Raw genomic sequence first — 24,555 nt, forward strand, 5'->3', positions numbered from 1 at the left:
GACGCGCTTATTCACCCGCCTGCTGCACCTCCAGCACCAGCAGTTGCGCGCCGTCGGCGACCTGATCACCGACCGCATACAGAACCTCGGCGACCGTGCCCGCCGCCGGGGCGCCGATCGTATGCTCCATCTTCATCGCTTCCATTACGATCAGCGGCGCGCCCTTCTCGACCACCGCGCCTGGTTCGACCAGCACCGCGATCACTTTGCCCGGCATCGGCGCGGTCAGACGGCCTTCGCCGTGCTCGGCATCCGCGGCATGCGCGAGCAGGTTCTGCCATTCGAATGCGAGCGTCTCGCCATGGCAGAACACGTGGAACCTGTCGCCGTCGACGAATACACGCCCCGTCACGCGCGCATCGCCGATCGTCGCGCGGAATTCATGGGCGCCCGCGCCGACCGACCATGTGAAGTCCTCGCGCAAGCCGTCGTGTTCGAGTGTTTGCACGAGCGCTTGCGTGTCCCCGTTGCGCGCGAAAACGACCCTGAACGCGTCGGGGCTGTCGTCGTTGGCGCCGTCGTCGATCACGCGCCAGCCGAGCGTTTGCGTGTAGCCGCTATTGAGCCGCCAGTGCGACAACGCGTCCCACGGCGACGCGCCGTGCGCGGTGCCGCCCTCGCGCGTCAACAACGCGGCGCACGCGAGCGCGAGTGCTTCCTTGAACGGCTTCTGTGCCGGCGCGAACAGCACGTCGTGATGACGCTCGATCAAACCGGTGTCGAGCTCGCCGCTCGCGAACGGCTCGCTCGCGACGATGCGCCGCAGAAACTCGACGTTCGTGTGCGGCCCGACCACCTCGCAGGCATGCAGCGCACGCGCGAGGCGCGCCAATGCCTCCTCGCGCGTCGCGCCGTGCACGATCAGCTTGGCGATCATCGGATCGTAGAACGGCGTGATCGTGTCACCCTCGCGCACGCCGCTGTCGATACGCACCGGCGCCTTGCGGCCCGGCTCGCCGAGCCCGGCCGCGTCGATCGCGAACTCGACGCCTTCGGGCATGCGCAGATGCTTGAGCGTACCGGTGGACGGCAGGAAGCCGCGCGCCGGATGCTCTGCGTAGATGCGCGCCTCGATCGCGTGGCCGTCGAGCTTCAACTGCTGCTGGGTGAGCGGCAAACTCTCGCCCGCGGCAACGCGCAATTGCCATTCGACGAGGTCCTGCCCCGTCACCATCTCGGTGACGGGATGCTCGACCTGCAGCCGCGTGTTCATCTCCATGAAATAGAACTCGCCGGTCGGCGTCATGATGAACTCGACCGTACCCGCGCCAACGTAGTTGACCGCGCGCGCGGCGGCCACGGCCGCTTCGCCCATCGCGCGCTTGACCTCGGCCGGGAGCCCCGGCGCGGGCGCTTCCTCGAGCACTTTCTGATGACGCCGCTGCACCGAACAGTCGCGGTCGAACAGATAAACGGCGCCGCCGTGCCGATCGGCGAACACCTGGACCTCGACGTGACGCGGCCGGGTCAGATACTTCTCGATCAGCACGCGATCGTTGCCGAAGCTGCTCGCCGCCTCGCGCTTGCACGACAGCAGCGCGGCCGCGAAGTCCGCGCTGCGCTCGACCACGCGCATGCCCTTGCCGCCGCCGCCCGCGCTCGCCTTCAGCAGCACCGGATAGCCGATCGCGTCCGCTTCGCGCTGCAACAGCTGCGGCTCCTGGTCGTCGCCGTGATAGCCGGGCACGAGCGGCACCGCGGCCGCGTGCATCAGCGCTTTCGCGGCGGCCTTCGAGCCCATCGCGGCAATCGCTTCGACCGGCGGTCCGATAAAGACGATGCCGGCCGCCTGGCACGCATGCGCGAAGTCTTCGTTTTCCGAAAGAAAGCCGTAGCCCGGATGCACGGCCTGCGCGCCGGTCGCGCGCGCGGCTTCGATGATCCGCTCGATGCGCAGATAGCTTTGCGCCGCCGTCGAACCGCCGATATGCACCGCTTCGTCGCAGGCGGCGACATGTTTCGCGTTGGCGTCGGCGTCCGAATAGACGGCCACGCTCGCGATGCCGAGCCGCTTGCAGGTCGCCGCGACGCGGCACGCAATTTCACCCCGGTTTGCGATCAGGATCTTGTTGAACATGAGTGTCTCGATGAAATGGGCGGTACGGGGCGATGGTTGTTAGCGGAGCATGTCACTTGCGCCAGCCCGGCGTGCGCTTTTCGAGGAACGACGCCACGCCTTCGCGGCCCTCTGCGCCGGCCCGCGTTTTCGCAATCCGCACGGCGGTGTCCTCGATCAGCGCGTCGCTCAACTCGCGGCCCGCGATGTCCTGCACGAGCCGCTTGCAGGCGCGCACCGCTTGCGGGCCGTTCGCGCACAGCGTCTGCGCGAGCTGCGCGACCGTTGCACCGAGCTGCTCGGCGCTCACCGCTTCGCTGACGAATCCCAGCCGCAACGCGGTCGCGCAGTCGAACACCTCGGCGGTGAGGAAGTAGCGCCGCGACGCCTGCTCGCCGAGCGCACGAATCACGTATGGCGCGATCGTCGCGGGAATCAGCCCGAGCCGCGCCTCGGACAGGCAGAAGTGTGCGCTTTCGACCGCGACGACGATATCGCACGCGGCAATCAGGCCCATGCCGCCCGCGTATGCGTCGCCGCTCACGCGCGCGATCACCGGCTTGTTGCAGCGATACACCACCGACAGCATGACGGCGAGCCGCATCGCATCGGCGCGGTTCTCGTCGTCCGAGTAGCCGGCCATTTTCTTCATCCAGTTCAGGTCGGCGCCCGCGCAGAACGCCTTGCCGTTCGCGGCGAGCACGACCGCTCGCACGTCGTCGCGCGTGTCGAGCGCGGTGAATGCGGCAGTCAGCTCGGCGACCATCGTTTCGTTGAACGCGTTGCGCACGTCCGGACGATTGAGCGCGACCGTCGCGGTCTGGCCGGCAATCTCGACCGTCAGCGTTTCGTATTGCATGCGTAGCACTCCTTTGCCTTGCGTCGTCGCATCGCGGTGACGCGGGCCATCACATTCTGAACACGCCGAAACGCGTGTCTTCGATCGGCGCGTTCATCGCCGCCGACAAACCCAGCCCAAGCACGTCGCGAGTTTGCGCGGGGTCGATCACGCCGTCGTCCCACAACCGCGCGCTCGCGTAGTACGGATGGCCCTGATGCTCGTATTGCTCGCGGATTGGCTGCTTGAACGCCTCTTCTTCCTCTGCGCTCCAGTTGCCGCCCTTCGCTTCGATGCCGTCGCGCTTGACGGTGGCGAGCACCGACGCGGCCTGCTCGCCGCCCATCACCGAGATGCGCGCGTTCGGCCACATCCACAGGAAGCGCGGCGAATACGCACGGCCGCACATGCCATAGTTGCCCGCGCCGAACGAGCCGCCGATGATCACCGTGAACTTCGGCACCTTCGCGGTCGCGACCGCGGTGACCATCTTCGCGCCGTTCCTCGCAATGCCTTCGTTTTCGTACTTGCGGCCGACCATGAAGCCCGTGATGTTCTGCAGGAACACGAGCGGAATCTTGCGCTGGCAGCACAGCTCGATGAAGTGGGTGCCCTTCAGCGCCGACTCGGAAAACAGAATGCCGTTGTTCGCGACGATGCCGACCGGGTGCCCCCAGATATGCGCGAAACCGGTGACGAGCGTGGTGCCGTAGCGCGCCTTGAATTCGTCGAACGCGGAATCGTCGACGATACGCGCGATCACCTCGCGGATATCGAACGGCTTGCGCGTGTCGAGCGGAATCACGCCGTAGATGCTCTGGGTGTCGTAGCGCGGCGGCTTCGGCTCCTGCAATACGAGCGGCGCCGGCTTCACGCGGTTCAGATGGCCGACGATGCTGCGCGCGATCCCGAGCGCATGCGCGTCGTTCTGCGCAAGATGATCGACGACGCCCGACAGACGCGTATGCACGTCGCCGCCGCCGAGATCTTCGGCGCTGACCACTTCGCCGGTCGCGGCTTTGACGAGCGGTGGGCCGCCGAGAAAAATCGTCCCCTGGTTCTTGACGATGATCGACTCGTCGCTCATCGCCGGCACATACGCGCCGCCCGCGGTGCACGAGCCCATCACGACCGCGATCTGCGGAATACCCGCGGCCGACAGATTCGCCTGGTTGTAGAAGATGCGGCCGAAGTGATCGCGATCGGGAAATACGTCGTCCTGATTCGGCAGATTCGCGCCACCCGAGTCGACGAGGTACACGCACGGCAAGCGGTTTTCGCTGGCGATTTCCTGCGCGCGCACGTGCTTCTTCACGGTGACCGGATAGTAGGTGCCGCCCTTCACGGTCGCGTCGTTGCAGACGATCACGCACTCCTGTCCCGCGATGCGGCCGATGCCGGTGATCACGCCGGCGCCCGGCGCGTCGTCGTTGTACATACCGTACGCGGCGAGTTGCGACAGTTCGAGAAACGGCGTGCCCGGATCGAGCAGTTGCGCGATCCGCTCGCGCGGCAGCAGCTTGCCGCGGCTCGTATGCTTGTCGCGCGCGGCCTGGCCGCCGCCCTGCGCGAGTTGCTCGATCTTCGCGCGCAGATCGGCGACGAGCGCTTCGAGCGCCGCCGCGTTCGCGCGAAAGTCGTCCGAGCGTGGGTTCAGTTTCGATTCGATGATCGGCATGACGTCGCTTCTCCAAAGTGCGGCGTATTGAGGGGGTTCACGCGCGCTTGCATCACAGCGTTTCGGCAAACAGCTCCCGGCCGATCAGCATGCGACGAATCTCGCTCGTGCCCGCGCCAATTTCATAGAGCTTCGCATCGCGCCACAGACGACCGACCGGATACTCGTTGATATAGCCATTGCCGCCGAGAATCTGGATCGCCTCGCCAGCCATCCAGGTCGCCTTTTCGGCCGTGTACAGAATCACGCCCGCGCAGTCCTTGCGGACCTGGCGCACATGGTCGTTGCCGAGCGTGTCGAGTTGGCGGCCCACCGCGTACAGATACGCGCGGCATGCCTGCAGTGTCGTGTACAGATCGGCGACTTTGCCCTGGATCAGCTGGAATTCGCCTATCGACTGGCCGAACTGCTTGCGGTCGTGGATATACGGCACGACCGCGTCCATCACCGCGACCATGATGCCGGTCGGGCCGCCCGCGAGCACCGCGCGTTCGTAGTCGAGACCGCTCATCAGCACTTTGACGCCGCCGTTCAATGCCCCAAGGATGTTTTCCTCCGGCACTTCGACGTCCTGGAACACCAGCTCGCCGGTGTGTGAGCCGCGCATGCCGAGCTTGTCGAGCTTCTGCGCGACCGAGAAACCCTTCATGCCCTTCTCGACGATGAACGCGGTAATGCCGCGCGAATTCGCTTCGGGATCGGTCTTTGCATAGACGACCAGGGTGTCGCAGTCGGGGCCGTTGGTGATCCACATCTTGGTGCCGTTCAGCACGTAACGATCGCCCTTCTTCTGGGCGCGCAGCTTCATGCTGACCACGTCCGAGCCCGCGTTCGGCTCGCTCATCGCGAGCGCGCCGACGTGCTCGCCCGACACGAGCTTCGGCAGATACCTGCGCTTCTGCGCGTCGGTGCCGTTGCGATGAATCTGGTTCACGCACAGGTTCGAATGCGCGCCGTACGACAGGCCAACCGATGCCGACGCACGCGAAATTTCCTCCATCGCGACCATGTGCGCGGTATAGCCCATGTTCGCGCCGCCGTACTCTTCGGAAACCGTCATGCCGAGCACGCCGAGGTCGCCGAACTTGCGCCACAGGTCCATCGGGAACTGATCGGTGCGATCGATTTCCCCGGCGCGCGGCGCGATTTCTTTGGCGGCGAACGACGCGATGCTGTCGCGCAGCATTTCGATCTCTTCGCCGAGCGGGAACTGCAAACCGGGCAGATTGGGCATTGCGGTGTCTCCTGAGTTCGTGGGCGGCCGCTGGTGGAACGCGAAGCGGCACGCGAAAGCATGTCAACGCGCATTTCACGCCAGATTGACGTAAGCGTCAATAGGTATTTTTGAGTGTTACTCAGAAATTTACAAACGCCCATCAGCCGGCCGATTCGGTGCTACGATCGCGTTCATCGGGCACAGACGCAGCGTTCAAACGCCAGCTCGAGCCCCAATCCGCATCAAAAATCTGAATTTTACTCATATGACGGTTGCCGAGAAGGCCGGATTACCTGTCTCGCGTCGCCAGCCGGCCGGGCGCAAGTCGCAGCAGCGCGTGAAGGAGATTCTTCAGGCGGGGCGCGACGTGTTCTCCGAAAAGGGCTACGAACGCGCGACGACCGCGGAAATCGCGCAGCGCCTGGGCGTTTCCGAGGCGACGGTGTTCAGCTACTTTCGCGGCAAGCGCGAGTTGTGCGCTCGTGTCATCGGCGATTGGTACGACGAGATCATCGACGCGATCGAAGCGGGCCTGCCGCGCGACGGCAACGTGCGTCAGCAGTTCGCGTTCATCGTGCGCATGCATCTGCGGCTGATGCTCGTGAATGGCACCGATCTGTGCGCGCTCGTGCTGTCCGAAGGCCGCGCGCGGCATCACGAACTGAGCGAAGCGCTGACCGAACTGCAGCGCCGCTACACCGCGCCGTTGATGCGCGTGCTCGCGCAAGGCCAGCAAAGCGGCGAGATTCGCTCCGACATGCCGCTGCGCCTGTTGCGCTCGATGGTGTTCGGCCCGATGGAGCATGTGCTGTGGGACGCGACGCTGACGAACCGGCAGATCGATATCGACGCCACCGCCGATCAGCTGATCGACGTGCTGTGGGTCGCGCTGACGCCGCCCGACCTCGCGCTCGGCGCGTTGCAGCGCTTTCGCGTGGAAGTGGCCGCAGCGAGCCGTCGTTTCGACGAAGCCAGCGCCGCGCGCCGCGAGAAAAGCGGCTAATCTACGAGCTTTCCCGCCGCAGCCCGAAGGAGAGCCCAAGTGCTCGCAGCGACAAGCGCGAAGGAAAGCAACAAGCGAAGCGAGAAGTCTGGCGAAGAACGCGGCGACAAACCGAAAGCCGCAAGGAAAGCGCCAACGAAAAAATCAACCGAAACGTCGTCCAGTTCCACGTCCGCCGCACGCATTCGCATCAGCATCGGCGGCTGGACCTATGCGCCGTGGCGCGGGCCGTTTTATCCGGAAGACCTGACGCAAAGCCGCGAACTCGAATATGCGAGCCGGCAGCTGACGTCGATCGAAATCAACGGCACTAATATGGATTGTTTTCCGGCAGCATCCGCCACCGTCCGGTCAGTCATTATTTTCTAATATATTCAATTAGCTACCTTCCTATAGCATTCATTTTTGGCCGATAACGTCCACTTTGAAACGGGTAGCTAGTTGGGTGGCTTGGAACACGTGTGGGTAGCTATAATGGGCAAGTCCACCAGAGGAGCTACGACATGCCCAAACAGCTTCACGTTCTGGACGATATCCAACTCCGCGGCTGGATATGCAGAGGTGAGCCGGTTGCCAAATCGGACGGTGACGGCCTCACGTTTACGCTGTCAAAGACCGGGACCGCGAGTTGGATTCTTCGCTACCGCCTCGGCGGCAACACCCGGCGCGAGTTGACGCTTGGCAACTACCCGGACATGTCCCTCGCCGCGGCACGCAAGCTCGCCCGGCAGCACCGGGTCAAGATCGATGGCGGCGGCGACCCGGCGCGCGAGAAGCGCATCAAGAAGGCGCGAGCTGCCGCGGACTGGACCGTCAATCTGCTGATCGACGACTATCAAGAAAAGATCATGCCCTCGCTGGCCGAGGGGAGCGCCGGCGCTCGCAAGCGACACTTCAAGAAGAGGATCCGCCCCACCCTTGGCCCCCTGTCCGTGTCCGTCGTGACTGCTGCGGATATCGTGCTCATGATCGAACGTGTCAGCAGTTGGTCGATGGCAGAACAGATCCTGTGCTCGGTGTCGCGCCTCTTTCATCACGCGGTCGGCAGACGCCTCATCAACGCGAACCCCTGTGCTGGCATTTCGCTAGAGGCCATCAAGGGAGCCAAGCCTCCTCCGAGAAAACGCGTGATGCTAACAGCTGAGGAACTGCACAACATCCTGTCTAAGATAGACCATGCAGCGGGTCGAAGGTACGGTTTGATGTTTCGCTGCCTGCTCGGGACGTGCGTCCGGACCGCCGAGTTGGTTAAGTCGAAAAAGGACGACTTTGACCTCGACAAAGGGACGTGGTGGGTCGTACCGGAAAACGTCAAGACGCGCCACGGAATGCTGATCCCTCTCAGTCCGGCCCTGACCGAATGGGTTCAAGAGTTGATGGAGATGTCAGGGGACTCGGAATACCTGCTGCCAGGGATGTACACGCGCGAGGGGAGTCATATGGGCGTGACCACCCTGTGGGACGTCTTGTCGGGGCTTCAAGACGATCACGTGTTCAACACGCGCTACTTCACGCCACACGACACCCGCAGCACCGCGAAAGGTCACATGCGCAACCTCGGAGTGTCAAACGAGATTAGCGAACTGGCATTGAACCATAAACGCCGGGGCATCGAAGGAATCTACGACGTGCGCGTAGACGTTCCGGAACTGCGCGTCGCGCTGCAGTTGTGGTCCGACTATCTAGTGCGTTGCGAGCGAGGCATAACGAACGTCGTGCCGATCACTTCGGCGCGAGCGTGAAATGCTTGCTGGGTCTGGAAAAGCAAAGGAACGCAAGCATCGGTCATCTGATGCTCACATTCTTGGCATGCCCCACTCGATCGTCAATCAGACGGTTGAACCCTTGTCGAGACGGCTTTCTCGCCCGGCTATTTAGCGCCGATACCGCCAGCGATACCGAAATTTCCTCCCAGCACTTGACAGCCTTCATCGGGCCGCACTGGCAGATCAACGCCGCCAGATTTACAAAAACGTCAAGGTGGGTCGTCTCAAAATGTCCCGCAGAGAGATACCGTCAAGTCATACTCTTTTCAAAGCGGTCGGCCGAACCTCGCCGATCATTCAAAGATCGAACAGCGCTTCCCGTAAGCAAAAGCACGCTCACTGCCGCTCCAACAACCGTTAAGCACCTGACACTTGGACGAAACAGAGGAATACCAATCTATCAGGGGCTAGCGCTCCTCTCCTCCCACCGAAATCAACGCTGCCGCAATGACGGCTTCCGAGATACAACAGGCATACGCCGCACGACGCCGAATGCCCCGAACTCGGCCATTGCAGACATTGGCACGGCTGGTGTTCTACGTCGGCAATGTGGCGGACCGCTGACGGTGACGTCATCGAGCAACCCTACGGCAGCTTTCCGCATCAGCGAACTCACACTCTCGACCCTCAACCGCCGTTGGGGTCGCACCGCGGCCATCGGCGGCTCTTGAGGTGCAACGGCCGCCGACGAATCGAAACAATAGGCGCGTAGTCGGCCCGTGCCGTACGCGGTCCACCGCGTACCCTCAGTGCGCACGCGATGTTCAACTACATCCTGAAGGTGCCGTCTCCCGTTGCCAGTGGAATGAACTGCACATCGCGAAGGACCACTGCAGACGCTTGGAGACCCACTGCGCACGCATCTATCGCGCCCTCCGGCGCTGGCAGCGCCGACGGCTGTTTCGACGCTCTTTTCGACGCCCTTTTCGAAGGCTCGGTGCTCAGGCTACATCAGGACGCGCGCCTGAACGCCCGTGTCATCCGTGGCAATGGACAACAAGCTTGGTCAAGAAGGACTCCCTAAGGCAGTATAAAAGAGAGCACGCAAACCGCCTCGCAACCGATTACCTTTTGATGAGCCGCCTGACAGCGGGTCGGACAGACTGCGGGAGTCTGGAAAAAGCCCCGCGGGAGAGGCGATACAAAACATACCTCGTCATCACGCGGATCATCTTCTTGTCGAGGGTCAAGGAGTTCAGCGTGGTTTTTGGAAAGACCTCATAGTCGGACGCTTTCCCAAAGCCCAAAAACATCGAGATCTGGTCATTCAACCGGGTCATGAATTCAGTGTTGACGATAATCGGCTCGGACCTTTCGATTTCGCTGTCTACCTGGAAGAAGACGCTTTTCCTGACGAAAGTCTTGTTGTTCACGGGTCTCGCTCTGTGTATGCCGTATGTGTTGTAGATCAGCAAGGAGCCACTTGGCATCTTGAAGCTTCTGATCGCGGACTCGTAGTTCGCTTCGATGAACTCGTCGGTATAGTTGCTATATGCCTTTTCGCCCGACCAAAGGTGAGAGCCTTCGATATATTGAAATTCGCCATCCTCGACGTCCGACACATAAAAATAAAGATGATTCCCGGAATATGAGCGAATGCCTTGTCCGTCTTGTTGTCGGTGTGCCACTGCATATGATGTCCACCATATGTTTCATAGTAACGCAGCGCTTTCAACCGGAATTCATTGCCCAGATATCGCTCGCAGATTTTGAACACGAACGACGAGGTGGCAAAGTTGTAGAAGGTCTTCGAAACTGCGAGAAGATTGGTCAGGTAGTACTGTTTCTCGGAGTAGACGCCGCTGATGGAGTTTTCATTCAGCCCAATTCTCGATTGCGTCGCGTCGCGCTCGATGGTTTTCAGCGTGTCTTGCGATATCGCCGAGGGGAAGGCGTAATATCCTTTTTCATTTAGATCGCTGACGATCTGATCGATGTCGACAGAGAGAAACTCACTGCAAAATAATGCTGCTTCATTTTGTTTGCCACCGGCCCGGGCACCCCGGGCACGACATGAGCTCGCCGGTGTCTCGTCGACGCTGATTTCAAGGCTGCAGCCCGAATCGTCAATATTGAGTGGCACGCTTGCCATTGCTTTCTCCCATGGTTTATTCGGCTTCTCACTGTGCCCGTTTATGGATGCTAGTTGCAGGGACGTCGTCGAAATCGCCGAGTCGGAAGGCGACAAGATTTTGGCCGGTCTGCCCTAGTTAGCGAACAGATCACGAGCCGTGATCTCTGATCGCCTCCCGTTTGCGCACCGAGAACCGCGCCTGGCGCCGCGAAGCCGAAACCGGAGCTGCGGCATCTGAAGAGGCGCCGGAGCGCGCAATCGCATCCCCCAGGCTTGCTGAATGGCAGTTTGGGGTCGAGTTTTAAGCATTCAGCGAGGGCCACGGTAGCAGCCGTTCGAAGTCGTCGCGCGGTGAATGGCCGTTTGCTGAGCGGAGCCGACTCTCGAATGTCCCAGCTATGGTGCGGACCAATTGCGCTTCATGGCCGATCTTAGCCTTACGGCAGGCAGCTTGCTTTCGTGCTGACTACACATGAGGCGTCTCTTGGGTGTTCATTAGCGCATTAGGTCGGTCGCAAGGCGCCCCGACTACGGCGACGGAACGCCATCAAGTGAATTGGGCGAAAAAGACGCCTCTTTTCCATGAATTAGACAACGTGCGGATCTGGGAAGCTGAAAAAGACTTGAAAAAAATCACTGCGTATTATCCTCCCTAGCCCAACGAAATTGCTCTACGAATTCAAAGAACGACGCATCTATGAAACGTACGTTTATATTCCTAACGGTTGTAGCCGCAATGTCGGGGTGCGCTACCGTGCACGAGAGTTATTCCTCTGACGGCCGGAAGGCCTACACCCTTAACTGCAGTGGGCTCGCGCGGGGCTGGGATAAATGCTTTCAGTCGGCCGGCGATCTCTGCAAGTCGTCCGGCTATGATGTCCTCGACCGAAGCGATGAAAACGCGTCAATGGTCAGCGGCGGATTCTCTGGAGGTTCGGGGGGTTCTCTGGGGCACACACCCATGAGCGCTCCATGGTCGTAGCCTGCAAAAAGCCTGCAGCGTAGCTCATTCTGTTTGTCGCAAACCTTTCCGCCGGGTTCGACGCCCCGCTTGTCCTTGAAGGGCGAAGCGCGATAGGTCTGGCGGCGGCGTAGCGACGCGAAGATGCCCCGCCCCCACCGGTTACGCACGATGTCGGTGTTATTGTCATCGCCGCATTTGGTAAAGGATACGCCATCACCGTGTCGCTCGGCGATGCCGACAGTCAGAGAGCCGTTGAGTGAGCCAGCTTGCTCGACGATGAGGCGAAGATTGCCACAAGCCGTCCCGCGAGCGTCCCTTGTCGTTGATCGAGCCGACGTCGGAATGTCCCTGTCGAGGAACGCCGCAATGACAGCTTCTGGCCCAGACTGTGTCAAAACGCCATTTTGACAGGTTAAAATGGCTCATCCGATAGCGGAGGATGGGCGAGATGAAGCGGTTCGTTCAAGGCGACAGTCGTACACAAAGCTTTCTCCTCCCTGAAGCACTTGACGACTACGTGACGGACACCAATCCCGTGCGTGTAGTCGATGTTTTTGTAGATGAGCTTGATCTTCAGAAGCTTGGGTTTGAAGGTGTTGAGCCAGCGCTGACAGGGCGGCCTTCGTATCATCCGGAGGTGATGCTCAAGATCTACATCTACGGTTACCTGAACCGTATTCAATCCAGCCGTCGCCTTGAACGCGAGGCTCAGCGCAACGTCGAACTGATGTGGCTCACGGGCCGCTTGGCGCCGGACTTCAAGACCATTGCTCGGTTCCGTAAAGACAACGGCAAAGCAATCCGCAGCGTCTGTCGTCAGTTCGTCATGCTATGCCAGCGTCTGGACCTTTTCGCTGAAGCGTTCGTTGCGATCGACGGCAGCAAGTTCAAGGCGGTGAACCATCGTGATCGCAACTTCACAAGCGCCAAGCTCGAACGACGCATGCGCGACATCGAGTCAAGTATCGCTCGCTATCTCGAGGCGATGGACACAGCCGATCGTCAGGAGCCTGCAATCGCGAAGGCCAGAACAGAGCGACTGCAAGACAAGATCGCGGCCTTGAAGGAACAGATGCGAAGCCTCAAGGAAATCGAGGTTAAGCTGAACGAAGCACCGGACCGACAGGTGTCGCTCACGGATCCCGATGCCCGTTCGATGAAGACACGAGGAACGGGAGTCGTCGGCTACAACGTCCAGACGGCGGTTGACACGAAGCACCATCTGATCGTCGCGCACGTCGTTACGAATGATGGCATTGATCGTGATCAGTTGACGTCGATGGCGAAGCTGGCGCGTGATGAGATGGCCGTCGACAAGCTCACCGCAGTTGCGGATCGCGGCTACTACAAGAGCGAGGAGATACTCGCATGTCATGAGGCTGGAATAAGCGTGCTCGTTCCCAAACCGGTGACATCGAGCGCAACGGCTAATGGCCGCTTCGGCAAGGATGACTTCATTTACAACGCACAGACGGACGAATATCGGTGCCCGGCGGGCCAGCGGCTCATCTGGCGATTCTCAACTGTTGAGCGCGGTCTGAAGATCAGTAAATACTGGAGTTCAAATTGCCAGCAATGCTCACTAAAGGGGGATTGCACGCCGGGTCCTCAACGTCGCGTGACACGCTGGGAGCACGAGGCTGTTCTCGATGAGATGCAGGCGCGACTTGATCATGCGCCTGAGATGATGCGCATCCGGCGACAGACTGTCGAGCACCCGTTCGGCACGATCAAGGCATGGATGGGCGCCACTCATTTCCTGACACGGACCATCGAGCGGGTGAGTACGGAGATGAGCTTGCACGTGCTGGCGTACAACATGAAGCGAGTGATCAAGCTACTCGGTTCAGAAGCGGTTATGAAGGCGATGCGGGCGTGATGCCCGTACGGGGTTGTTGAGCCTTTGCGATATGTTCGGTTGTGGTTTGCGTTCAGATTGCCGCAAACGACAAGCCGCGACATGCGCCGGAACAGGTTTCGTCAATTCCCAGTGGCCACGCGTTTTGACACAGTCTGGGCCGATCGCTGCCCCACGAGACGATTGCAATCAGCGCCCGACCAAGCCTTCTTTCCTCATCCAGGCAACTGTATCTGCAAGCAGGCTGTCCAACGGCGTTTCAACATAGTTCAGCTCACGCATGGCCTTCGTCGAATCGACGCGGAGTGTTCCGCAGACCAGCGTCGCACTTTCGGGCGTCACGTCAGGCTCCTTTCGAGTGAGCCACGACGATGCTTCGGCGAGGTGAGCGAATGCCATCAATGCCCACGCCGGCGTGGCATCGCCAGGTGTGCGCTTGCACAATGCAGCGCCCACGCGGTGCACGAGGTCGACGTAGCTTGCATGCTCGCCACCGACCAAATAACTTTCGCCAAACCGCCGCCGTTGCCAAGCACACAGCTGAGCCCTGGCGATCTCTCGTACATCGGCAAAAGAACCACTGCCCGGTGGTATGCCCGGTAGCTCCTCGCGGTCCACCATCAAGATGAGACGGGCCCAGTTGTGACGGTCGCCCGGACCCAGGATGTGGGAGGGGTTAAAGACAATCCACGGCACGCTGGAGCGCCGCACGGCCTGTTCGCCGAGGAACTTGGTGCGCTCGTAATTGATCCAGCTCTCGGCCCCTCGCTGCGGCACTGATTCATTGAGCGTTTCGCGCGCGAGGTGCGAGTACGCCGAGACCGAAGACGTGTGCACAAAGGCCTGCACACCGGCCGCCTCGGCCGCTCTCAGCAGGTTTTCGGTCCCCTGCACATTGGTGGCCGTCTGCGTCGCTGCCCTCGTCTTCCACATGCTGGTATCCGCCGCTGCATGAAACACCGCCTCGCAACCGGCCAGCACGACATTCAGGGATGCGGGATCCGCTAACTCGGCGCGAATTGGCACACCGCCTTGCTCGGCGATGATCGCGTCGGAATCAATTCGACGGGAAAGCGCCCGCACCTCGTGACCCGCAGCAAGCAGTTCACGCAACAAATGCCCACCTAGAAAACCGCTTGCGCCAGTCAGAAGGACAGCGGCCATGTTCGCACCTGCTTAGTAGATCAACCAGAGGCACCCGGTCGATCTGGCACACCGGGAAAGGCCTTACGAGCGCACCGCACCCAACGTCAATTCCCACACTATTGAACCGCGATCCTGCGTGACGCGAGACCTTCGTGACTTGCTCGCGGGCAGGGGCGAGACTGCCGACAGTTTTGCATGCAGCCAGTCGGCTGTTTCCTCGTCGTAGACCTGTTCGCCGCCCACGTACACCGTAAGCGACTTCAGGTACTTCGCCTTTTTCTTGGGGGTTGCCGATCGTATCCTTCGTCCATTGATACAGCGGATACTGGTCCCGACCCGCATGCTCCGCCTCCTCGACGTAATCGGCGAATACGTCGAACTGGCACTTCAACGAGGCGTTGCGCTGACGCAAGACGGCATCGAGCAAATCGCACCCCTCTTGCAGCCCACGCGCCCGCAACGAATCGGCCAATTCGGGCACGACGGTGATCTGGATTTGGAATTGTCCCTTGTCCTCCATGTATTCCTCCTGCGGTCGCTGACCATGAGACCAGAGCTTGAGATCGATGATGACGAGGCATCCCAAGCGCCGGTAAAAAAACAACAGGTCGACGCGAAACCAGCTGTCACCGATTCGCAGGCGTCGCTGGCGGCCCATACTACCGAGCTCGAGCAGGAAGTCCTCAAGCCGGTGGATCAGTGCTTCCTCGAGCCGCGTCTCCGAATATTCGTCTTTCAGGTCGAGGCGTTCGAGGAGTTCGAGGACGTACGGATCCTTGATCGCTTCTTCGGGCGTGACTGCATCGCCGTGCTGCGCGATGCTACCTCTCTCCAGCATCGCGCGCTTGTTTTGGGACATCAGCGTGCGAGTGTGGAACCTTGGCTGCCAATCTGCCAATCTGCCAATCTGCCAGTCTGCCAGTCCAGCTAACCCACGCTCCAACCGCCACGCAACGCCTCGGCTTCGTAAAAGCGACGCTCTTAAGGCGAACGCGTACGCCGCATCAGGTGGACATAGTGCGTCCAGGAAAGCGGAAAGGTCTCAGCCAGTTGCTGGAGCGAAAAAATCCGAATCGGTGATCCGGAATTTGCCGTCGGCGCTGGCGTCGCAGATTTCCGAACAACTGAGCGCGCGATCCACTTTCCGACCGCTTCGCGCCTACACAATTGGCGTCATTGTGTGCGCCGACGCGCACCGCTCTCAACGCCGCAAGAACCACAACAGTGCGGATACCACGACCGAAATCACGATGCACGTGATGATCGGGAAGTGGAAGTTGAATCCGTCGTGGACGATATGAACGTCGCCAGGCAGTCGGCCGAACGGGATGCGCGCGAGCCAGTGCCATCCGAGGCCGGCAAGAATGCACAGTATGCCAACGACGATCAGGAAACGGCTCATGGGGCGCAGTCACTCACGGTAGCGGATGGGGCCATCATAGGCCCACGCATGCGGACCTGCCAGAGCTGCTGGCCGCGGGCGCGCCCTTTGCGCCCCCCAGCTTGGCCTTCATCAAGCGCGCAGCGGAGGGAGCCGGCCAAACAATGCAAGGTCGTCGTTGAGGGAGCGAGATCTGGCCAACGGCGCACGCGCCGACCGATGTCTGTTCACGGGCGACACGGCGGGCTCTTCACGACCCTGAGCCGCCTCTCAGAACGCCGCCGCGAGCGTCCCATGATGGACGAAGACCGGACTTTGCTTTCTCGGAATGATTGCACTGCGCCAATGACCAAGGATGCGCAAGCAACCAGAAACGGCCGCGCTGATTCGCGCAGCCATCACGCACTGACCGGCTATAGCCGACGAGGCAATCATGACACAACGCATTTTGCTGATGAGTAGCTCGCGCAAGGACAACCTTGGCTACCTTGAACACGCTCCCGAACAGATTCACGCGGTCCTGCGCCGCGAGAAACGCAAGATCGTCTTCGTTCCCTACGCGGGCGTGACGTTCAGCTTCGATACCTACGAAGGGATCGTCAAGCCTGTTTTCGAAAAGCTCGGCTACGAACTCGAAGCGATCCACCGCAGTCCGGATCCACGCAAGGCTGTGGAGCAGGCCGACGCGATTGCCGTCGGTGGTGGAAATACGTTTGCGCTGCTTAAACGTATGTACGACGCCGACATCGTCGACGTCATCAGGGAAAAGGTGAAATCGGGCACGCCGTATATCGGATGGAGCGCGGGAAGCAACGTAGCTTGCCCGACTATCCGTACCGCGAATGACATGCCCATCGTCCAGCCACCTACGCTGCGCGCGCTCGGACTTGTGCCTTTCCAGATCAATCCGCACTTCATCAGCGGCAAGCCGGTGGGACACAACGGCGAGAGCCGGGAAGAGCGTCTCGCTGAATTCCTCGAGATCAATGTGCCCGAGCAGGTTTTGGCACTTCCCGAAGGATCTGCGTTGCTCTCTGATGGGGTGACCGGCACTGTGCTCGGAGAGCGTGGCGCACTTCACTTCGTCGACTCGACGACGACCGTCAACATCGCATCAAACGAGTCCTTCCCCCTCGCGCGGATCAAGGGACCGGTTGTTGCCGATGGCTGGCCGGACTTCAAGAAGTAAGGATGTTCAAAAGACAGGTAATCAGGGAGAACACTACAAATGATGAAGCAATGCACCGCCATCTCGCTGACCATGGGCGCCAGTGTGCACGCGCATTCCGCTGTGACGCTGTATGGGGTAATTGATGAGGCGGTGAGCTATCAGACGCACACTAATCCGGCCGGTGATTCCACCTGGTCGCTCCAGCAGGGCAATGAGGGCTTTCTGGCAGGCAGCCGGTTTGGCCTTTTGGGCAACGAGGATCTCGGGGGTGGCTGGAAAGCGGGATTCAGGCTCGAAAACGGCTTCCTGGCGAAAAGCGGCAAGCTTGACCAGCAGGGACAGCTCTTCGGCCGCCAGGCGTACGTGAAGCTCGGCCACGATCGATACGGCGAACTCGCGCTCGGCCGCCAGTACACGACCGCAAACACGATCCTGTACTACGTGGACCCCTTGGGCGTCGGCGCTGCGCCGACTAACTCATGGCAGGTATATCTCACGGGTCAGCGCTCTTGCCTCTGGGCAGATGATATGAGGAAATAGTGGTCGCTCGGACAGCTGCTACAGTCGGTCGCGTATGGGTCTTCCGATCGGGCGCTACGAGAATTCAACGACACTGGAGAGCGAAGAGGTATGTCCCGCCGCTCCAACCTCCCAACCTCCTCACACCTCCGCCCTTTACAGGACATAGATTCGCTCCACCTAACATCGTGAGCACTACGTGTGCCACTTACTTCATGCGTCGCAAATTAGCTTGATTGACCAGCGGAAGGCGACTTTACTGAACACATGTCCGGCGCCTCCAGAGGCCTTTTCTCCGCATTCAAGGAAGCGTTTATATCTGACTGCGCGGCAGCTGAGTTAACCAACGGCGGACGCCTACCCACCGAAAGGTAATCGCATGGCAAGGATAGCAATCGCTGGCTTCTTGCATGAGACGAATACATTTGCCTCCACGCGGGCCACGTTCAGAACGTTTGTTCAGGCTGATGCGTGGCCGGGTTTGCTCGTCGGGCGCGAAATGTTCGATGCGGTAGCTAACGCCAACCTTGCCGTCGAAGGATTTATCGCCGCGGCGCGATCGTCTCACGAACTGGTTCCGCTATTGTGGGCGTCGGCGAATCCGTCCGGCATGGTAACCGAGGACGCATTTGAAGCCATTTGCTTCATGCTTTGCCGCCTGATCCACGATGCAGGGCCGCTTGATGGTCTCTTCCTCGATCTTCACGGTTCTATGGTGGCCGAGCACGTGGACGACGGAGAGGGCGAGTTACTCCGACGCTTGCGTGAGCTGGTCGGGGCAAAACTGCCGATTGTCGCAGCGTTGGATCTCCATGCGAACGTCTCGCCGGCTATGGTCGAACTTGCGAGCGGCCTCGTTTCCTATCGCACCTTCCCTCACGTCGACATGGCGCAAACGGGACATCGGGCGCTGAAGCTGATGGCCCCACTGCTTGCGGGTCTTGACCTGTACAAAGGCTATCGGCAACTCCCTTTCCTGATCCCTGTTCCATGGCAAAGCACCTTGACCGAACCGATGTGCAGTCTGTCCACTCTCGGTGCGACCATGGAGTCGGTTGATCTGGTCTCCGCCGATTTTTTGCCGGGTCTTCCGCTCGCGGATACCTATGACAGCGGCCCGAGTGTCCTTGCTTACGGATCCGATCAAAGGGTGGTCGAAGCCGTCGTCAACCGGTTGAACGAAGCCGTTCTAGAGAAGCGCAGCGGTTTTTGCGGACGCCTGTACACGCCGGCAGAGGCAGTCGAATTGGCAATGCAGTACGCTAGCCGCCCCGCTGCAGGCGCCGTGATACTTGCCGATTCGCAAGACAATCCGGGCGGAGGTGGCAACGGCGATACAACTGAAATCTTGCGTGAGTTAGTACGAAGGGGCGCCAGACGGGTTTGTGCTGGTGTGCTGACCGACGCTGAATTTGTACGGTTGGCCACGGAAGCTGGCGTCGGCGCGGTTCTTGATGCGCCCTTGGGGGCAGCGGACAGCACGACAGGTGCTCCGCCTTTGCAGGCACCGTTTGAAGTCCTTGCGTTGGGCAGCGGCTCCTTCCTCGGTACAGGTCCGTTTTATCGCGGCTGTCGAATGAGCCTCGGGCCGATGGCCCGAGTGCGATGCGGGGGCCCCGACGCCGTCGAGATCGTGGTGTCCACCCGTAAGCAGCAGGCAGGCGACCGGGCGATGTTCCGGCATGTCGGTGCCGATCCGGCGGAATATCGCATTCTCATGCTCAAGAGTACGGTGCAATTCCGGGCCGACTTTGCTTCACTGGCCGATGCGATTCTCGTTGTCGCCGCTTCGGGACCCAACATTGCTGACTTGCACCAGCTTCACTATGAAAAGCTGAGGCCCGGCGTCGAAGTGCTATAGACGACGTCCTACCAGCGCCCCCCCCTGCACTGTGCATGTGCGATCGCGTCGTTTTATCGAGGATTCCACTGCTTCTGGCGCTATACGACACCCGGTGTTTGATGCCTTCGCAGGGGACTCTAGCGGCGCAGAGATAAACCCGTTGGGAACTTTGGGCAGGCAACCTTTGGAGACACTAACATGGAAGAGGATGCATTCAGCGCTTTCGAAAGACAAGGCTGGGAAAAGCTTGCCCAACCATATCACGCGTATTACGCGACCTTAACAGATCAATCGATTAAAGCACTCCTTGATGCGCTCAATCTCCAGCCCGGCATGCACCTGCTTGATGTCGCGACAGGTCCCGGTTATCTCGCTGCGGCGGCAGCGGCACGAGGGGCGAACGTTGTCGGCGTCGACTTCGCAGCCGCGATGGTCGAGCAGGCAAGAAGACTCTATCCCGCGCTCGCATTTCGTTTCGGAAATGCTGAAGCGCTGCCGTTCGCCGACCAGAGCTTCGACACGGTAGGCAGCAATTTCGGATGGCACCATTTCCCCCATCCCGAACAGGCGCTTTCGGAGGCATATCGCGTACTGCGTCCGGGCGGAAGAATCGCTTTCACCGTCTGGGCCAGCCCGGAAAAGTGCGCCGGAATCGACATGGTCCTTAAAGCGATAGCAGCACACGGCAACCTAAACGTTGATCTTCCGCAGGCGCCCCCGTTCTTTCGCTTCAGCGACTGGCGTGAATGCGAGCGCGTACTGCTCGAAGCCTGCTTCGTTGAGCCGAAGGTCGAGGACGTCGCCCAAATCTGGCGTATTCGCGCGCCGGAAACCCCATTTCACGCCCTAATGCGCGGTGGAGTGCGCGTGGCCGCAATCCTGAAGGCGCAAACGCCGGAAGCGTTGGCGTTAATTGAAGAGGCAGTGTCCGAAAGCGCGGCGGAATATCGAGTTGACGGAGAGGTTCGGGTACCGATGCCCGCCGTGCTGGCTTCTGCGCGAAAAATCTAGAGACTTCGCCGCAACTTCCGGCTACCCAAGGTTCATAGGCACACGGGCATAACGGCGTTCGGGCATGCTGCGAGGATCGCAAGATATCGCACATTCCGCCCCCCGGCGTAACGAATGTCCGTAGCCTACCCGATGGTGTTGAAAAAGTCGCCCCGTCGCTTTCTCAGTTTTCCTGCGCGAAAATCGACCTCTCAGATCGGCCTACAAACCGCTCGCGCGTGCCGGCCAAGGGTAAGAAGACCCCTGAAAACCTCGCGACAGAGACGGTCAGCGACTTTTTCAACAGTATCTACCCTATAGCGGTCACTGATATTGCCTAAGTGAGCGTCGGGAGTTGGCCGGTTAGAGACAGTCTATTTACTCTGTAATGCGAAGTAATTACACGCGAATCCGCTCCACCTCGTCCAGACTGATGTCGTCACGGCGGCGGTCGTAGAGTTGCGTGGTGCGTCGACGCATGGTTGGCCATCGCCGCGGCGTTTTCCAGCGTACCGCCGTTTTTCAGATAGGCGGTGATGCCGGTCGCGCGGAACGTGTGGTTGCCGATCACCGTGCCGATGCCCGCTGCAAGCGCGCGGCGCCGCACCATCGCGAACGCTGCCGCCACTGACGCGTAGAACCGGTGAAAGCCGTCGCACACGCGATAGGCGAAGGGTGCGGCGGGATAGTCGGCCGATGGCAAGGCGACGAAGGGAACCGGCGGCATCTTGGCGCCGGTTGCCAGCCCGCTCAGAACATCGACCATTCGCGTCCGGTCGAATCCGCGCCAGTCGCGCATCACTTCGGGATTGCGAAACGGCGGCTCGATCTTCTGAAGCGGCACCCGGACCGCATCCGGGCTCGACCGGTAGCCCGGCTCACTCGCGCGAAAGGTTGTCATGCCGGCATCGGACCACCGGGAATCGGGGATTCCGGATTCGGCGGGCAGCAAAGGGAAGTTAAAACGCATCGTTTTTCAGGGAAGTTGGCGGATCAGGTCCATATGGTTCCTGCCCGCCGCGGTCTCCCATCGTGTCTGCGCCCGTTCCCAGCAGCGCCCCGATTTCCCCGGGCGTACGAAACCAACTCTAGTCTGACGTGTTTCGAGGGTTGGCCTGACGTCCAGTTGAGGTATAGCCTAATCTGACTCCTTCTGAACTGCATGGACTGTGGCGGCAGTCGGAAAGAGGACGGTGACGTCCAGACCGGTTAGCTTCTCCAGGTCAGAGAAGTCGAGGCGAATTTCCGCACCAATACGATTGGCAATCGTTTGGACGATGGACAGCCCCAGGCCAGAACCGATCTGCTCGCTGCCCAGCGTGCGGTAGAAGGGGTCAAAAACCCGCTCCCGTTCGGTCAACGGGATGCCTGGTCCGTTGTCCTGGATGCGCAACTCGGCCTTGCCGTCCGACACACCCACCGAAAGATCGACACGCCCTCCCTCTGCCGTGTAGCGGATGGCGTTATCAACCAGGTTCTTGACCACGGCGATCATGTCCAGCTCGCTCACCCAAACTTCGGCGTCTTGCATGCCTTCGACACCGATGTCGATGTGCTTGGCCTCGGCCAGCGGCATGAGGTCTTCCAGCACACGGCGGTAGATGCCCTGGACGGATACAGGCGACTTCGGCGAGTCGGCGGCCGACTGCGCCTTGGCCAAGGTCAGGAGTTGATCCAGGAGGCTCCGGCCGCGCTCGATCCCTTGGCGCAACACCGTCAATCGTTCGCGCGCCAGGCCGGACATTTCCGCTTCCGCCAGTCGTTCTGCTTGCAGCGAAAGGGCGGTCAGTGGCGAGCGCAGCTCGTGCGCGGCATCCGCCACAAAGCGGCGCTGTGACTCCATGGACTGGCCGACACGGGCGAGCAGGCGATTGATCGCCACGGCGAACGGCCGCACCTCGACCGGAAGGTGACGGTCTTCGACGGGGTGCAGTTCCTGCTCGGCGCGCTGGTCAATTTCCTTGGAGAGCGCGGCGATGGGGCGGAACATCTTGCGCACCAGGTCGGCGACGATCAGCAGCAGAACCGGAACGAGAATCAGGAAAGGCATCACAGTGCGAAGCGCCCCATCGCGGGCGATTTCATTGCGGAAGCCGGATTCCTGCGCCACGGCAATGCGCTCGCCAGCAGTCGTTGTCTTGACGAGCACGCGGAATGTCTCGCCGCCAACCTCCAGCGTATGCAGCCCATCGGCCAGTGTGGCCGGTAGCGGTAGTGTTCCTCCCGCATCCACGCCTGCCGGAAAGGAACTGGCCTCGCCCAAGCGCTGGACGATCACGCGCGATTCTTCATCGCCATCCTTGAGACGGGCATCTGTGGTTGGAGAGGCCGGTGAGAGGCGCTGCCGATCCATGAGCTGCGCCACCTGGCGCAGGGCATCATCCTGTAGCTCGTGGGCCTCGTCAAAAGCCGACAGGAACGAGAAGACGCCGGCCACGATCGCCACCACGAGGATGGCCAGCGACAGGGTGAACGACAGCTTGATCCGAACCGATTCGTTCAAGCGCCTTTTGAGACCATCCATCCGACTCCCCTTACGTTCTTGATGATCTCGCTGCCGAGCTTGCGCCGCAGCGCATGGATCAGAAACTCGACGGCATTGCTTTCGACCTCTTCCCCCCAGCCGTAGATGCGATCCTCCAGCTCGCTGCGCGAGAGAATGGCCCCAGGCCGAACTAGCAAGGCTTGCAGCAGCGAGAACTCACGGTTGGACAGTTGCGCCGAGGGGCCACCGTTGACGCTGGCTTCCTTCGTGGCCGGATCGAGCGATACCACGCCGTTGCTGAGAACGGGCACTGCGGTGCCGCCTTTGCGCCGCAGGACGGCGCGCATCCGGGCCAGCAGCTCCGCCATCTGAAAGGGCTTGAGCACATAATCGTCGGCCCCACCGTCCAGGCCGCGCAGGCGGTCATCCAGGCCATCGCGCGCCGTGATGATGAGCAGGGGAATCGGGTTGTCCTTGCCACGGATGCTGGCCAGCACCTCTAGCCCATCCTTGCCGGGCAGGCCCAGGTCGAGCAGCACCAGGTCGTAGTGCTGGCACCCCAGTGTCGTGAGCGCCGTCTGCCCGTCCTTCACCCAGTCAGCCGCATATGACACATCCTTCAATGCGCCCTGAATGGCTTCACCGATCATGGGATCGTCTTCGACCAGCAATACCCGCATCCGCCCTCCTCTCAATCGTTGTTCAATGTGCCGTCCTGGCCGCCTGCTGCCTGAACAGCAGGATAGCCGTCAGCATGAAAGCGAGCAGCGCGGCCGATGCCGAGTAGCGGCTTAAGGCCAGACCGCCCGCGCTCAGCGGCTTGTCCAGAAAATCACCGACCACGGCACCCAGCGGGCGGGTCAGGATGAACGCCGCCCAGAACAGCAGAGTGCGGGACACGCCGGTCCAGTAGTAGGCTGCCACGACCAGGGCGAGCAGCCCGCCGAACACGATGGCCGCGCCTGTGTAACCCAAGCCCGCCGTGTCAGCCGTCCAGTCACCCAACGCCGTACCCAAGGTCTGGGAGAACATGATCGTCAGCCAGTAGAAGGCTTCCGCCTTGGGCGAACTGACGCTACTCACAGACACGGACCACTCGCTAATCAGGCCTTGCCTTGCAGCGCGTCGAAGGCTTTCAGCAGGTGCGCCATGGCTGCCTTGCAATCCGCCTGGTTCGGCAAGTCGGCACGCAGGGCGGCCAACGCCTTGTCGATGGCCTTGTCGAGCACATGCCAGTCTTCGGCTGCCCGTGGTTTTAAACCTGCCTCGGCCGAATCCCACGAGACTTCCAAGTCCTTGATGCGGATCCTGGCTGCGGGCAGATCGCCCTTGTCCACAATGGTGGCCACATCCGTGGCGATGCTGCGGAACGCCGACAGGTCGCCCAGTCTGGAGGTGGTTTTGCCCTGCGGTGCCGAGGCAGTCTGGGCCGGTGTGGTAAGTGCTGTGCTCGCGCTGCTCTGATCGGCTGGCTTGGAACAACCGGCCGCCAGGGCCAGGAGCACGGCTGCCAACACGGCGGCCACAGGACGAGCGATTGAGTGCTGCGTGGGCATGATTTCTCCTT

The 24,555-nt window shown here is 60.9% G+C and carries 18 protein-coding genes and 4 pseudogenes; 8 read left to right on the forward strand and 14 right to left on the reverse strand.

All coding sequences use genetic code 11. The features are described from left to right. Positions 1 to 7 precede the first annotated feature (7 nt). From OKW28_RS04380 to OKW28_RS04395, 4 genes are read right to left on the reverse strand one after another with little or no spacing between them, the layout of a single operon-like run. Positions 8 to 2,077 carry an acetyl/propionyl/methylcrotonyl-CoA carboxylase subunit alpha gene (locus tag OKW28_RS04380; protein WP_429443942.1) on the reverse strand — a complete coding sequence of 690 codons (2,070 nt, stop codon included), beginning with the start codon at positions 2,075 to 2,077 and terminating at the stop codon, positions 8 to 10. Between the two features lie 52 nt (positions 2,078 to 2,129). After that, a complete protein-coding gene (locus OKW28_RS04385) occupies positions 2,130 to 2,915 on the reverse strand; it encodes an enoyl-CoA hydratase/isomerase family protein (protein ID WP_429443943.1) in 786 nt (261 codons plus the stop codon). A 49-nt stretch (positions 2,916 to 2,964) separates the two neighbouring features. Beyond that, positions 2,965 to 4,572, reverse strand: coding sequence for a carboxyl transferase domain-containing protein (locus OKW28_RS04390; protein ID WP_429443944.1), 1,608 nt, complete (start codon positions 4,570 to 4,572; stop codon positions 2,965 to 2,967). 52 nt (positions 4,573 to 4,624) lie between these two features. Then, positions 4,625 to 5,806, reverse strand: a complete 1,182-nt coding sequence (locus OKW28_RS04395; RefSeq protein ID WP_429443945.1) for an isovaleryl-CoA dehydrogenase — start codon at positions 5,804 to 5,806, stop codon at positions 4,625 to 4,627. A 247-nt stretch (positions 5,807 to 6,053) separates the two neighbouring features. On the opposite strand from OKW28_RS04395, the gene OKW28_RS04400 reads away from it, so the two are divergent. From OKW28_RS04400 to OKW28_RS04410, 3 genes and pseudogenes are all read left to right on the forward strand, one after another. Beyond that, positions 6,054 to 6,791, forward strand: a complete 738-nt coding sequence (locus tag OKW28_RS04400; protein ID WP_187616325.1) for a TetR/AcrR family transcriptional regulator — start codon at positions 6,054 to 6,056, stop codon at positions 6,789 to 6,791. A 39-nt stretch (positions 6,792 to 6,830) separates the two neighbouring features. Continuing rightward, positions 6,831 to 7,103, forward strand: a pseudogene (locus OKW28_RS04405) (DUF72 domain-containing protein); the annotation flags it as partial. 191 nt (positions 7,104 to 7,294) lie between these two features. Beyond that, positions 7,295 to 8,533 carry a tyrosine-type recombinase/integrase gene (locus OKW28_RS04410; protein WP_429443946.1) on the forward strand — a complete coding sequence of 413 codons (1,239 nt, stop codon included), beginning with the start codon at positions 7,295 to 7,297 and terminating at the stop codon, positions 8,531 to 8,533. Between the two features lie 1,088 nt (positions 8,534 to 9,621). Here the strand turns inward: OKW28_RS04410 and OKW28_RS04415 are convergent. Continuing rightward, a complete protein-coding gene (locus tag OKW28_RS04415) occupies positions 9,622 to 9,930 on the reverse strand; it encodes a hypothetical protein (RefSeq protein ID WP_429443947.1) in 309 nt (102 codons plus the stop codon). 35 nt (positions 9,931 to 9,965) lie between these two features. Next, on the reverse strand, positions 9,966 to 10,649 hold the full coding sequence (locus OKW28_RS04420; protein WP_429443948.1) for a hypothetical protein: 684 nt from the start codon (positions 10,647 to 10,649) through the stop codon (positions 9,966 to 9,968). A gap of 1,394 nt (positions 10,650 to 12,043) precedes the next feature. On the opposite strand from OKW28_RS04420, the gene OKW28_RS04425 reads away from it, so the two are divergent. Further along, complete coding sequence (locus OKW28_RS04425; RefSeq protein WP_429443949.1) at positions 12,044 to 13,474, forward strand: IS1182 family transposase; 1,431 nt, start codon at positions 12,044 to 12,046, stop codon at positions 13,472 to 13,474. 168 nt (positions 13,475 to 13,642) lie between these two features. Here OKW28_RS04425 and OKW28_RS04430 read toward each other — a convergent pair whose 3' ends face one another. The 3 genes and pseudogenes from OKW28_RS04430 to OKW28_RS04440 form a co-directional block, all read right to left on the reverse strand. Next, positions 13,643 to 14,566, reverse strand: a complete 924-nt coding sequence (locus OKW28_RS04430) for an NAD-dependent epimerase/dehydratase family protein (protein WP_429443950.1) — start codon at positions 14,564 to 14,566, stop codon at positions 13,643 to 13,645. A 580-nt stretch (positions 14,567 to 15,146) separates the two neighbouring features. Next, positions 15,147 to 15,712 (reverse strand): annotated as a pseudogene (locus tag OKW28_RS04435) (PDDEXK nuclease domain-containing protein); the annotation flags it as partial. 88 nt (positions 15,713 to 15,800) lie between these two features. After that, the gene (locus OKW28_RS04440; protein ID WP_429443951.1) at positions 15,801 to 16,001 is read right to left on the reverse strand and encodes a DUF2905 domain-containing protein; all 201 of its coding nucleotides are present in this window, start codon (positions 15,999 to 16,001) and stop codon (positions 15,801 to 15,803) included. Positions 16,002 to 16,413: 412 nt separating this feature from the next. On the opposite strand from OKW28_RS04440, the gene pepE reads away from it, so the two are divergent. From pepE to OKW28_RS04460, 4 genes are all read left to right on the forward strand, one after another. After that, positions 16,414 to 17,169, forward strand: a complete 756-nt coding sequence (gene pepE / locus OKW28_RS04445) for a dipeptidase PepE (protein ID WP_429443952.1) — start codon at positions 16,414 to 16,416, stop codon at positions 17,167 to 17,169. Positions 17,170 to 17,208: 39 nt separating this feature from the next. Beyond that, entirely contained in the window at positions 17,209 to 17,691 is a 483-nt protein-coding gene (locus OKW28_RS04450; protein WP_429443953.1) for a porin, read from the forward strand. A gap of 358 nt (positions 17,692 to 18,049) precedes the next feature. Continuing rightward, positions 18,050 to 19,531 carry a M81 family metallopeptidase gene (locus OKW28_RS04455; protein WP_429443954.1) on the forward strand — a complete coding sequence of 494 codons (1,482 nt, stop codon included), beginning with the start codon at positions 18,050 to 18,052 and terminating at the stop codon, positions 19,529 to 19,531. 180 nt (positions 19,532 to 19,711) lie between these two features. Continuing rightward, positions 19,712 to 20,524 carry a class I SAM-dependent methyltransferase gene (locus OKW28_RS04460; RefSeq protein WP_429443955.1) on the forward strand — a complete coding sequence of 271 codons (813 nt, stop codon included), beginning with the start codon at positions 19,712 to 19,714 and terminating at the stop codon, positions 20,522 to 20,524. A 378-nt stretch (positions 20,525 to 20,902) separates the two neighbouring features. Here the strand turns inward: OKW28_RS04460 and OKW28_RS04465 are convergent. From OKW28_RS04465 to OKW28_RS04485, 5 genes and pseudogenes are all read right to left on the reverse strand, one after another. Beyond that, a pseudogene (locus OKW28_RS04465) lies at positions 20,903 to 21,128 on the reverse strand (tyrosine-type recombinase/integrase); the annotation flags it as partial. Positions 21,129 to 21,641: 513 nt separating this feature from the next. Beyond that, entirely contained in the window at positions 21,642 to 23,027 is a 1,386-nt protein-coding gene (locus tag OKW28_RS04470; RefSeq protein WP_429443956.1) for a sensor histidine kinase, read from the reverse strand. Beyond that, positions 23,003 to 23,668 carry a response regulator transcription factor gene (locus tag OKW28_RS04475; RefSeq protein WP_429443957.1) on the reverse strand — a complete coding sequence of 222 codons (666 nt, stop codon included), beginning with the start codon at positions 23,666 to 23,668 and terminating at the stop codon, positions 23,003 to 23,005. Before OKW28_RS04475 ends, OKW28_RS04470 begins: the two co-directional genes overlap by 25 nt. A 22-nt stretch (positions 23,669 to 23,690) precedes the next feature. Further along, positions 23,691 to 24,080, reverse strand: a pseudogene (locus tag OKW28_RS04480) (hypothetical protein); the annotation flags it as partial. A gap of 11 nt (positions 24,081 to 24,091) precedes the next feature. Further along, positions 24,092 to 24,544: a hypothetical protein gene (locus OKW28_RS04485; RefSeq protein ID WP_429443958.1), complete on the reverse strand. Its 453-nt coding sequence runs from the start codon at positions 24,542 to 24,544 to the stop codon at positions 24,092 to 24,094. Positions 24,545 to 24,555 lie beyond the last annotated feature (11 nt).

The organism is Paraburkholderia sp. 40, assembly GCF_050434105.1.
Classification (GTDB): Bacteria; Pseudomonadota; Gammaproteobacteria; order Burkholderiales; family Burkholderiaceae; genus Paraburkholderia; species Paraburkholderia tuberum.